6 protein-coding genes, 2 tRNA genes, 2 rRNA genes, 1 pseudogene and 1 riboswitch are annotated in these 12,743 nt (G+C 42.6%); of the genes and pseudogenes, 1 reads left to right on the top strand and 10 read right to left on the bottom strand.

What is annotated here, in order from left to right; translation table 11 throughout:
• Positions 1–181 precede the first annotated feature (181 nt).
• Positions 182–353, bottom strand: a riboswitch (cobalamin riboswitch).
• Between the two features lie 138 nt (positions 354–491).
• From PK1910_RS00050 to PK1910_RS00030, 6 genes and pseudogenes are all read right to left on the bottom strand, one after another.
• The gene (locus PK1910_RS00050; protein WP_278451762.1) at positions 492–1,607 is read right to left on the bottom strand and encodes an ABC transporter permease; all 1,116 of its coding nucleotides are present in this window, start codon (positions 1,605–1,607) and stop codon (positions 492–494) included.
• Positions 1,607–2,719, bottom strand: coding sequence for an ABC transporter permease (locus PK1910_RS00045; RefSeq protein ID WP_101928791.1), 1,113 nt, complete (start codon positions 2,717–2,719; stop codon positions 1,607–1,609). The genes PK1910_RS00050 and PK1910_RS00045 overlap by 1 nt, the downstream gene beginning before the upstream one ends.
• Positions 2,716–3,477, bottom strand: a complete 762-nt coding sequence (locus PK1910_RS10255; RefSeq protein WP_371744924.1) for an ABC transporter ATP-binding protein — start codon at positions 3,475–3,477, stop codon at positions 2,716–2,718. The genes PK1910_RS00045 and PK1910_RS10255 overlap by 4 nt, the downstream gene beginning before the upstream one ends.
• A 540-nt stretch (positions 3,478–4,017) precedes the next feature.
• Positions 4,018–4,515 (bottom strand): annotated as a pseudogene (locus PK1910_RS10250) (ABC transporter ATP-binding protein); the annotation flags it as partial.
• Between the two features lie 9 nt (positions 4,516–4,524).
• Positions 4,525–5,478, bottom strand: a complete 954-nt coding sequence (locus PK1910_RS00035) for an efflux RND transporter periplasmic adaptor subunit (RefSeq protein ID WP_331298951.1) — start codon at positions 5,476–5,478, stop codon at positions 4,525–4,527.
• 108 nt (positions 5,479–5,586) lie between these two features.
• A complete protein-coding gene (locus PK1910_RS00030; protein WP_278451763.1) occupies positions 5,587–7,287 on the bottom strand; it encodes an efflux transporter outer membrane subunit in 1,701 nt (566 codons plus the stop codon).
• 168 nt (positions 7,288–7,455) lie between these two features.
• Here PK1910_RS00030 and PK1910_RS00025 point away from each other — a divergent pair, with 168 nt between their 5' ends.
• Positions 7,456–7,734, top strand: a complete 279-nt coding sequence (locus tag PK1910_RS00025) for a helix-turn-helix domain-containing protein (RefSeq protein WP_128114310.1) — start codon at positions 7,456–7,458, stop codon at positions 7,732–7,734.
• Between the two features lie 125 nt (positions 7,735–7,859).
• On the opposite strand, the gene PK1910_RS00020 is transcribed toward PK1910_RS00025, so the two are convergent.
• From PK1910_RS00020 to PK1910_RS00005, 4 genes are all read right to left on the bottom strand, one after another.
• Positions 7,860–7,936 (bottom strand) — tRNA-Arg (locus PK1910_RS00020).
• A gap of 112 nt (positions 7,937–8,048) precedes the next feature.
• Positions 8,049–8,124 (bottom strand) — tRNA-Trp (locus tag PK1910_RS00015).
• A 1,037-nt stretch (positions 8,125–9,161) separates the two neighbouring features.
• Positions 9,162–9,278 (bottom strand): 5S ribosomal RNA (rrf, locus tag PK1910_RS00010).
• Between the two features lie 219 nt (positions 9,279–9,497).
• A 23S ribosomal RNA gene (locus PK1910_RS00005) occupies positions 9,498–12,432 on the bottom strand.
• Between the last annotated feature and the right edge of the window lie 311 nt (positions 12,433–12,743).

Genomic DNA, 12,743 nt, shown 5'->3' with positions numbered 1-12,743 from the left:
ATGTCATGCTGGTAATACCAAAAAGGTAATCCACCATGACCATAGCACGACATTTAGGTCGTATAGAACTAAAATCTAAATCAACTATAATGCAATTTAGATCCAATAGAACTAAAAAATCCTTTTTACGAATACGTAAAAAGGAGCTATTAACTTCTCCTCCCTATCTCTCGTAGGTCAAATGGTGAATGTTGAATAGGCAGTTCTCCTGACTCGGCGTCATCGCTCATCTAGCCTTCCCAGTTTCCCAGTGACTTAATTTAGACTCGCTCGACCATACAGTGGCGGGACCGTGCCGGCCTTTAACCGGCTTCTCTATTATGCTTTTCAGCACCTATTCCCAAATATGATATTTTCTATGCCTTTATTCTAACAGTCTACATTCATTTAGTCAATACGGCAGTAGCATATTTATTAATAAAAAAATGCTATATAGGTCTGCCGTATTGTTATAACAAAATATAAAAAGTTTAACAATCTAATCATTAGCTTTATCCAACGCGATTTCTAAATAGCCATCCTGCTATGGACATGCTTATAATGATTAGGATAATCATAGGAATAAAATTAAACCAAATATCCGTCAATCCTGCACCTTCTAAATAAATCCTGCGCATTGCATCAACAGAAAACCGCATAGGATTTCCATATGTAAGATATTGCAATATTTTCGGCATGTTATGTACAGGTGTGATTAATCCGGACAATAATGCTAGTGGAAAAAGAAAGACAAAAACATATACGAGAACTTGCTGCATATTTTTTGCAATAGCCGAAATAGATAACCCCAATCCAATACTACTACTTATAAATGTAAACAACACGGCATACACAAGAAATATGTTGCCCCGAAATGGAACTTTAAACCAAAACATGGCTATTAATAACAATACAGTACTTTGAAACAGTCCTATTATCATGGGTGGTATAGACTTTGCAATCAAAATTTGCATAGATGATACGGGCGTCACCAATAATTGATCAAAGGTCCCCTGCTCTCGTTCTCTCGCCACAGATAAGCCCCCCAACATGATAACTTGTGTCATACTGATCAATATAACGAGACCTGTCAAGAAAGTCCAGGAAGACTGCTGATTTTCATTGTACCAGGTACGAGATTCAATCGTGATTCCCTTATGCTCAACACCTAACCAAGTCTGATTGAATTGAGAAATGATTTGCCCCATATAGGCTGCTGCAAGACCTGAAGTCATTGTATTCGTTCCATTTACAATAACAGTAATAGATGTAGGTTGTTTATGCTTTAAATTTTCTTCAAAATCCTGAGGTATGATAACCGCCATAATAACCTTGTTGGAGTCTATTAGTGGTGCGATTATATCCGGAGAGTTCGCAGATTGATACAGTTCAAAAACACCGGATGAATTAATAGTCGATTCTAATGCAGCTGCGGTCTGCGTATGACTTTCATCAATCAATACATAGGGAACCTTGTTGAGATTATAGGTTGCGGCGTAACCGAAGAGGAACCCTTGAATAATAACTGGTAACAGTAAGATTATACGAGTTTTCGGATCTTTAAAGGTGGCTAATAGCTCTTTCCATATGATGGAGACAATTTGATTCCAATACAGTCGCCAATTCATTATTCCACCTTCTTCCGCGTAATATAAATTGTCAATATTGTAAAGCAAATAGCAAACCCCGATAATACGGCACTATTTTTAATAATCAAATACCAGTTATTTCCACCTAGGAACAATGATTTCAGTAATTCTAAAAAATATGTAGGAGGTAAAAGCCGTGAAATATATTGAATCACCACAGGTTGTGAATGTGGATCAAATAAAAACCCCGTCAATATCAACGCCGGTAAAAAACTGGTAAGTAACGCCATTTGACAAGCTAAGAACTGTTTCTTCGTAAACGCAGATATAAGTAGTCCCATATTTAAGGAAACAATCAAATACAATGTGGACACGATGCAGATGATCCATAAGGAACCACGCATAGGTACTTCATAAAAGAAATACGAAACACCGAGGCAAAACAACAGCCCCAACATGGCCAATACATAATAAGGCACTACCTTAGCCAAAATAATTTCAATAGGCTTAACTGGTGTAACGAATAAAGACTCAAAAGTACCACGTTCCCATTCTCTAGCCATAACGACAGCCGTAAGAAAAACGGATACAATCGTCATGATAATCATGATGAGCCCAGGAATCAAAAACCAGGTACTTGTATTTGCTTCATTAAACCACATGCGAGGGTTCATTGTTATATATCCACCACGTAGCATAAACGGAATATTCTTAACGGCCCATAAGTTAATAGCTGAGTTTACATAACTTTCTATGCTCATCGCTACCGAAGTATCGACACCATAGTAAATCCCCTGCACTTTCCCTTGTCCACGCATAACTTGAGCAGAAAAGTCCTGTGGAATCACCAATATGGCATCTACCTTTCGTTTTTCCATCAATAGTTCCGCCGTTTTTCTATCGCGAACCGCTATAGGTTGAAAGTACTCAGAGCCGTATAAGGAGTCATACACACTCTGGGTCATAGAATCTTGCCGTTCCATAACCACTGCTATCGGCACGTGTTTAACATCCAAAGTAACCCCTGAGCCGATGAGGATAATAAGTAGTATAGGTAGCACAACACCCAACAAAATAGTGCTAGGGTCGCGCAATACTTGTAAGGTCTCCTTGTATACCAATGAGGAAAACCGTCTTATAAATCCGTTCATACGTCATCCTCCTGTTCCCGTTTTTTTAGTATGACGGAGATAAACGCTTCATCCATAGTACAATTCTCATCGCCGGCAATCCGTCTAACTTCATCAGGTGTTCCCAGTACAACGAGTTTTCCTGCATCCTGAATCATAATACGGTCACAATATTCCGATTCATCCATAAAATGAGTCGTAATAATAATCGTTGTTCCTCGCTTTGATAAAGAAGTAATCTGTCGCCAGAAATTACGCCTTGTAAGAGGATCAATACCACTTGTGGGCTCATCCAAGAAAAGAATTTTAGGCTCATGCATTAAGGCAGCCGCCATGGACAAGCGCTGTTTATAACCACCAGGCAAATCACCGGCTATCATATCTCTCACGTCATTCAGACGAAACTCACTGATAACGGCTTCTATACGATCAAGCTTCTTCTGTCCGTGAAGGCCGTACACACCGGCAAAAAAATTCAAGTTTTCCATAACAGACAGATTACCGTACAAAGAAAACTTTTGCGCTACATATCCGAAATTGCTTCTTGCCGCCGTACGGGATTTAACGACATCAATGCCGGCCACGCGCAAATCCCCGCTCGTTACAGGCAATAATCCACACAACATACGAAATGTCGTCGTCTTCCCTGCTCCGTTTGGTCCGAGTAACCCGAATACTTCTCCGCGCTGCACCGTAAATGATGTATTAGCCACCGCCGTAAAATCACCGAATGTCCTCACCAAATGAGATACGGAAATTTCTACTGGACGCTCAACCATTTCATTGGGGGCCAACAAATGCTTTCGTTCTTTCTCTATCACACTTTCATCCAAATCCATATCGATACTATCTAAAGGCTTAGCCCCTTGTTTTGAGGCAATTTCATCCTCTTTTAACAGCATCATAAAGGTATCTTCCAAACGGCTCTGAACTGGTTCTTCCTCCATACCGTACTCATTAAGCCATGGAATCGAAAGCATTTCTTTTGTTTTTATGTACCTCACAGCACCGGCCTCCGGAACTGCATCCGCCACGCATTTCCTGTCATCCATCAATGCGGCCTGTACATTTCGCATGCTCAATGACTTCGGAATCTTTACCTGAAAGCATCGTTCCTCAGACATTTGAGTCAACTCATACGGTGTCCCGGTTGCTAAAAAGCGCCCCTTATTGAGGACGAAAACATCTTTACAACGCTCCGCCTCATCTAAGTATGCAGTGCTAACAAGTACGCTAATTCCATCTGTACATACCAGCGACTCTAAGATCTCCCATAACTCCCGCCTTGAAAATGGATCGACCCCTACGGTAGGCTCATCGAGCAGTAATAGCTCCGGAGAACGAACCAATGTACAAGCTAGGCTAAGCTTTTGCTTCATACCGCCTGACAATTTACCGGCTTGACGCTTAGTAAATTTGGCTAGCCCTGTCATATGCAGTAATTCTTCAAACCGCTTCGTTCTCACATGCAAAGGAATACCGTGTAAATCTGCATAGAGATTCATGTTTTCACTGACGGATAATTCCTCATAAAGCCCAAATTTCTGAGGCATATAACTGAGTCTATCTTGAACTGCCTGTGAATGTGCTTTCACATCCATTCCGAGGACCTCTAAAGAACCAGCCGTGGCATCCAATAAACCAGCTATCAAACGAATCAAAGTCGTTTTTCCCGCCCCATCTGGACCAACCAACGCAGTTAAACAGCCTTTCCGGATTTTAAAATCCAAATGGTCCAATGCTATTATAGGATCAGCTCCGACAAGGGGGAATTCTTTATATAATTGTGACCCTTCGATTGCATATACATCATTCACTGCACACCTCTATATATCAATGGAAACAGTGGCAGGCATTCCTAAACGGAGACGATTATCAGGATCATCTACATATACCCGCACTTCATACACAAGTGTAGTACGCACATCCTCCGTTTCTACCGATTTAGGTGTAAATTCCGCTACGGAGGATATATATCCGATTGTACCGTGAATCGGTTCATTCTTATTGGTATCCGTCGTCACATTCGCATCCATACCGTTATAAATTTTTCCTAAATCCCGTTCGTTCACATATACACGAACCCATTTCTTAGTATTCTCAGCCAATTTAAATACAGGTGTATTCGGTGAAGCCATATCGCCAACCTGTAATAATCGGGCCGTTATAACACCGTCTATCGGGGACGTTAATACAGATTGGTTCAACAAGAACTCCTGACGGGCCAGTTCGCTTTTCATCGCATCCAATTGGGCTTGGGCCTGTGCTATATCTTCCTGTCTTGGCCCTGCGACAGCTAAATTGTATGCTTGCTGAGCCTCGTTTAATTTGGCTTCCGATACTTTCACCTTCGCCTGTATATCATCTACAGACTGTCGACTAACGGCCTTACCATTTGAAGCATTATAGGATTTTTGTAACTTCTCTGCCTCCTGTTTCGATTGAGCTAACGCAGCTTCTGCAGATGTAACTCGTGCCGATGCTTGAGCGATTTCTTCTGGTCTACTGCCTGCCTGCAACTTGGCCACTATAGCTTCCTGTGCTGCAATGGTAGCCTTAGCCTGCTGTACAGCAAGATTCAATTCATCAGAATGTAAATACCCCAAAATCTGCCCTTTGCTCACCACCGCACCTTCATCCACCAAAAGGCTGGCAATCCGGTCACTTCCCCGAAATGCAACATTAACTTCACGCAGATTCACATTGCCTTGCAACACAATATGATGAGAGGCCATGTACACTTCGTATTGATTATAAGCATAATAACTTACTCCACCCAAAATTATTAGAAAGGCAATCATTATACCTGCGCACTTTTTTCTATTATTCGCCATCCACCGTTTAAGGACATCAAGTTTCTCTTTCATAATCATTCCCCGTTTCTCACACTATTTCTTAGCATGCGAGTCCGCCTCTGCCTCCTGATCCATGTCCATGGCTTCCCAACCACCGCCTAAGGATTTGAATAAACGAACGGTATCAGCAAACTCTTGCCCCCGACTCATGATATATTGCCGCCTTGCAGACAATACATTTCTTCGTGCATCAAGAACACTTAAGTAATCGCTAAGACCGGAGTCAAAATTGGTTTGCGCCAAAGATTCCGCTTGCTGTGCAGATTCTACAGCAGATTTCAATTCCTCAGACTTAATATGATCCTGAGATGCATCCGTTACCGCATTTCGGACCTCTCCTACAGCTTTCAAAACAGTCTCTTCGTAAAGTGCCAAGTATTCCTGTTCCTTTTCCGTTTGTACTTTTATATTCTTACGAATAGCACCGGCATTGAAAATAGGCATAGTGATAGATGGTCCTATTCCTATCATTTTACCGATAGCCGAAATAAGACCTCCCGATGAAAACGACTCCAAGCCTATACTGCCATTTAGTGAAAATCTAGGTTTAAGATCAGCCTTTGCAGCCTTGGTTTTCTGTTGTTGCGCCGCAATACGTCGTTCCGCCGCCTGAATATCAGGCCGTTGTCGTAAAGCTTCCGCCGGTATGCCGATAAACATGTGTGGATTCACTGTAGGTAATGAAGTATTTTCCATCAATAACCCGTCAATCTCGCCTGGAACTGTTCCTGTCAATATAGAAAGAGCAGCCATTGTGGAAGCTATATTTTTCTTTAATGAAGGAATCTCCGCTTGAGTCTGAGATAATGCATATGTAGCCTGTTGCACAGGTAATTCATTAATAATACCAGACTGATTATTTATCTTAATCAGTTCCAATGCTTCCTGTTGACGCTTCACATCATCTTCTGTTATGCGCAATTGCTCCTGTAAAGTTCTTAACGACATATACTGTAATGCGGTTTCCGCGCTCAAAGATACCCAGGTGGAATATAAATCCGCCTGTGATGCTTGTAACGAATTCGATGCAGCACGTGATTTTGCTTTTTGTCTTCCGAATATATCAATTTCCCATCGCGCATCAATTCCCAATTTACCGGTTTCTACATTTCTCGTCATCTTATCAGATATAGGTAAATTCTTTATCGCTTCTCGGTCTGAATCCCATTCACCCTGACCTCTATTAGCCGACCATGAACCGGAAGCATCTAGCCAAGGTAATCGCTGTGCTTCAGCAATACCCAACTGTAACCGCCCTTGTCTAACTCGAGAGCGAGCTACCTCTAACTGCCGATTATTTTTGAGGGTCAAATCAATTAATTGATCCAATACGGGATCATTAAAAACCTTCCACCAGTGGGCTAACTCTTCTTCACTGACCGCTTTCCCTTCCACAACCACATACGGTAACGGATGTTTTCCCGCTTCTTCTACCCAAGAATGTTCATTCAATTCTTTAGTTGCTTTTTGTTTCTCTGAAAGCTTAGTCTCATCAGCAGCAGTGCTCTTTTTCTTCTTTTTTTTGCCATCTTTGTAATACGATGCAATAACAGGACTACCTTGGGCAGAATCGTCAACAGTTTTTTCAGACTTATGCTGTATTGTCGTATTATCTCGACGTGTTTGATTCGTATCTCTATTTGATTGACTAAAGCTGATGCCAGCGCTAGCACTCCAAGCCCCTAATGCTAAACATATATAAACAATTAAAAGTTGTTTTCTATTCGTCTTCATAGCAAACCTCTTTTCATTTCCATATATATCAGTATCATTATATGTTCATTTTATAATATAAAACCATTATGTATCAATAATATGAAGTATCATTTCAATCTAACTTGAGTTTTATCGAACTTTCACATAAAATAAAAATGTATTAATATAATTCAAGTGGAGGCGATTATGTATATCGGTGAAATCATTAAAAGCTATCGCGAACAACATAATATGACAGTTGAAGAATTCGCAAATAAATCGAATCTAAGTCAAGCAGAAATCACCCAATTGGAAGAATTATTTCAAAGTGATAGAACAACACCTTATCCTGTTGCAATGCGACAAATTAAAAGTATAGCTGAAGCCATCGAACAGCCAATCCCCATCATTATGAATCTTATTTCTGCAGATCAAGAAATTGTCGTTAACGTAGTAGCTGAATCAGATCAGCCACATGCGAAATAATAAAACTTAGTTAATTAAATAAAGATTATTAACTCATAAAAGGACCCTACATAAATATGTAGGGTCCTTTATATACATATAAAAAGCAAAATAAAAAAGCACCACATTACTGTGATGCTTTAATTTGGTGACCCAGAAGGGATTCGAACCCCTGGCCTTTTGATTCGTAGTCAAACGCTCTATCCAGCTGAGCTACTGAGTCATGTACAAGGTACTCACTTATATTAACATAATGATTGCGGCTACGCAAGCATTTTTTAATATTTTTTGAGTAATTTTATGGACATGCGGTCCGAAGACCGCCATCCAAAATTTGGCAGGGGCAGTAGGACTTGAACCCACAACCAACGGTTTTGGAGACCGCTACTCTACCAATTGAGCTATACCCCTATGTTCATCAAGCTTTGCTTGATACTTGATTAGTTTAACAAATATTACATACTATGTCAAGAAATATAGGCTTATTAATCAATAAATAATAGGAAATATTAAAGGAAAAGAGCCCTCTTTCAAGGGCTCTTATGTCTACTTAACTTTTACCTTTATATATACGGGAGATGGTATATATAATTAGAGAGTTTTGTATATGTATTGTTTTGTTTATACACAGGGAGAGTATTGTTGTGTATTTAAGTGTTGTTTTATGTGTTGTATTGTTTTGTGTTGTTTGTATTATTTGTAAAAGGGACAGGTAAAAGTTATTAGTAGTAGACCTCCATTTCCTTAGTTGATCTCAATCAACTATAGCTAGTATATAGATAGTTCGTGAAAACATAGTGAAAGTGATATGAAATATAATCAAAACGAGTAATTTTTGGTACATTTTGGTATATTATTAAATATCAGAAAGATAGCTATAAAGCACGTATTTACTAGGCTAGATAGGGACCTATATAAAAAAGTGATAATTCTATGCATGAATAGAATATGTAATAAATAGTAATTATTAAAATTTATAATTAGACCTTCATTAATTATTTATTATCAATTAACTGATAATATAATTAAAAAATAATGAACTAAGTGATGCAGTGAATCTGTCGTCGTTTCACTCCTCCATCTTCTACTGCCCTGCTTACCAGGTCCCCTGGGAGGATAGGAAGCCATATACAAAAAAGACACACCCTCAGGTGTGCCTTTAAGCAATCAGCGGCTTCCTATCACACTCGCCCATGGCAGTTTTAAGATTATAATCAAAATTAAAATATATACCTTAAGGTCTTCGTCGAACCTGATGCAATGGACGTATGCGTCGCTGCGCTCCTTTACGCCCTATTGCCCTAGGCTTCCCACGCCGTCTCTATTGATCAATACACATAGACAATACTTCTACAACCTTGGCTGGAGGCTGCTCTAGTAGGGTTAGCTAGTCGAAGACTAGCAAAAAGAAAAAGGCCTACCTTTAGGTAGACCTTTTTCTTTTAGTCAATCAGCGGCTTCCTATCCTCCCAGGCCGTCTCCAGCCAAGTACTTTCGGCGTTTATGAGCTTAACTACTGTGTTCGAGATGGGAACAGGTGGATCCTCATAGCCATCGCCACTGAATCTGTCAGAGTTTGTACTCTGAAAACCACATAGAAGTATATATATTTGTTGCACATTCTGCTTAATGTTTTGTTGTATGTTGCGTCCCATACTCAAAGTACACGTCTGGAGGATTGCGTCGAAGCCTGTGGATTTCACATCGTGAAATCTTACGTTTCGACGTAAGCGACTCCACGCAACTTGTGCGTCGCGTTGCTCCTTCAAGTTGGTTACGCTGCTTAAGTAAAGCCCTCGATCGATTAGTACCAGTCAGCTCCAAACCTCACGGCTCTTCCACACCTGGCCTATCTACCATGTCGTCTACATGGGATCTTACTAGCTTTTGCTATGAGAAACCTCATCTCAAGGCTGGTTTCACGCTTAGATGCTTTCAGCGTTTATCCGTCCCGAACGTAGCTACCCAACTGTACCCTTGGCAGGATAATTGGTACACCAGCGGTTCGTCCACTCCGGTCCTCTCGTACTAGGAGCAGCCCCCTTCAAGTTTCTTACGCCCGCGATGGATAGGGACCGAACTGTCTCACGACGTTCTGAACCCAGCTCACGTACCACTTTAATCGGCGAACAGCCGAACCCTTGGGACCTACTTCAGCCCCAGGATGTGATGAGCCGACATCGAGGTGCCAAACCTCCCCGTCGATATGGACTCTTGGGAGAGATTAGCCTGTTATCCCCAGGGTAGCTTTTATCCGTTGAGCGATGGCCCTTCCACTCGGCACCACCGGATCACTAAGCCCGACTTTCGTCCCTGCTCGACCTGTCCGTCTCGCAGTCAAGCTCCCTTCTGCCTTTACACTCTTCGAGCGATTTCCGTCCGCTCTGAGGGAACCTTTGGGCGCCTCCGTTACTCTTTTGGAGGCGACCGCCCCAGTCAAACTGCCCGCCTAAGACTGTCCGGCCGGTCGTTACTCGGCCCGTTAGAAATCAATTAATGAAAGGGTGGTATCCCAACAGCGACTCCCCTAAAACTGGCGTCCTAGGTTCTAAGTCTCCCACCTATCCTGTACATTCATTAACTAAGTTCAATCTTAGGTTGCAGTAAAGCTCCATGGGGTCTTTCTGTCCAGTCGCGGGTAACCTGCATCTTCACAGGTACTTCAATTTCACCGGGTCCCTCGTTGAGACAGTGCGCAAGTCGTTACACCTTTCGTGCGGGTCGGAACTTACCCGACAAGGAATTTCGCTACCTTAGGACCGTTATAGTTACGGCCGCCGTTTACTGGGGCTTCAATTCAGAGCTTCGACCGAAGTCTAACCCCTCCTCTTAACCTTCCAGCACCGGGCAGGTGTCAGCACCTATACATCAGCTTTCGCTTTAGCAGGCACCTGTGTTTGTGGTAAACAGTCGCTTGCGCCTCTCTTGTGCCACTCATTCATGCTCCAAGCGCTTCTGCTCTTCACACTACATGAGTCCTCCTTTTCCCGAAGTTACGGAGGCATTTTGCCGAGTTCCTTAACGAGGGTTTTCCCGCGCACCTTAGGATTCTCTCCCCGCCTACCTGTGTCGGTTTTGGTACGGGCGATGTGTCTCTACCTAGAAGCTTTTCTCGACAGTGTAGGATCAATCACTTCGCGACTATTGCTAGTCACTCGTCATCACATCTCAGCTTTTAGAGCTACGGATTTGCCTATAGCTCAACCTACCTGCTTAAACACGCTCTTCCAATCGCGTGCTGACCTACCTTACTGTGTCACTCCATCGATCAAACGATTCACACCGGTACAGGAATTTCAACCTGTTGTCCATCGCCTACGCTATTCCGCCTCGGCTTAGGTCCCGACTTACCCTGAGACGACGATCGTTGCTCAGGAACCCTTAGGCTTTCGGTGGAATGGATTCTCACCATTCTTTTCGCTACTCATACCGACATTCTCACTTCTCATCAGTCCACAACTCCTTACGGTACTGCTTCAGCCCGATGAGAACGCTCCCCTACCCATATACATTGCTGCATATGACACGACTTCGGTTTTACACTTTAGCCCCGGACATTTTCGGCGCAGAGTCTCTCGACCAGTGAGCTATTACGCACTCTTTAAATGGTGGCTGCTTCTAAGCCAACATCCTGGTTGTTTTGGAAATTCCACATCCTTCGCCACTTAGTGTAACATTGGGGACCTTAGTCGGTGTTCTGGGCTGTTTCCCTCTTGACAATGGACCTTATCATTCACTGTCTGACTCCCGAGTATAAGTATAGCCATTCGTAGTTTGACTAGGTTCGGTAACCGGTATGGCCCCTAGCCCGATCAGTGCTCTACCGCCTATACTCTCTACCTCGAGGCTAGCCCTAAAGCTATTTCGGGGAGAACCAGCTATCTCCGTGTTCGATTGGCATTTCACCCCTATCCACAACTCATCCCAAAGCTTTTCAACGCTCACGAGTTCGGTCCTCCACACAATTTTACCTGTGCTTCAACCTGGCCATGGATAGATCACTACGGTTTCGGGTCTACTATTACTAACTATACGCCCTGTTCAGACTCGCTTTCGCTGCGGCTCCATGTTTTCCACTTAACCTCGCTAGCAACAGTAACTCGTCGGTTCATTCTTCAATAGGCACGCCGTCGTCCTGATATATATACAGACTTCGACTGTTTGTAGACATACGGTTTCAGGTTCTCTTTCACTCCCCGCCAGGGGTTCTTTTCACCTTTCCCTCACGGTACTATGCGCTATCGGTCGATATCAGTATTTTGGCTTGGAGGGTGGTCCCCCCTGCTTCCCACAAGGTTTCACGTGTCTCGTGGTACTCTGGATACAGTCCCATGTATGCAAGGTTTCGATTACAGGGCTTTCACCTTCTGCGGCTGAGCTTTCCAGCTCCATTCTTCTACCTCATTTACACTTGATGACTGTCCTCAACCCCGGTGCGGTTGCCCGCTCCGGTTTGGCCTCTTTCCCGTTCGCTCGCCGCTACTAAGAAAATCTCGTTTGATTACTGTTCCTCCGGGTAATTAGATGTTTCAGTTCCCCGGGTGCCCTCCTCATAGTCTAAGCTATGGGTGACAGTGCATAACCACTGCCGGGTTCCCCCATTCGGAAATCTACGGGTCACAGGTTGCTTGCACCTCTCCGTAGCTTATCGCAGCTTACCGCGTCCTTCTTCGGCTGATATCGCCAAGGCATCCACCGTACGCCCTTAAAATCTTTACTTAAAATGCAATATATTTTGCGCTTATCTTCGTCATACTGCATTCAGCTCGTCTTGCGTATACAAATACGCGGCGACTTCGCTTCACTGGTATTCCTTGATAATCATCAAAATCTATTGATTTGAGATTTTTTAGACATGCATTAGATACATTGTCGTTTTTTGTAGCCGTACATTTTCATGTACGTCACCATTAAGTCAGAGAATTATTTCCTATGTGCTCGGGTCAACCTACTTAGAAATTCTAAGAGATGACCTTACAAATATATATTAATTCTTCTATGCAGTTTTCAAAGAACAAACAATTAGTATA

Origin of the sequence: Veillonella parvula (genome assembly GCF_036456085.1) — a bacterium.
Classification (GTDB): domain Bacteria; phylum Bacillota; class Negativicutes; order Veillonellales; family Veillonellaceae; genus Veillonella; species Veillonella parvula_E.
The sequence above is the reverse complement of the archived record's forward strand: the minus strand, read 5'-3'. Positions and strand labels throughout refer to the sequence as shown.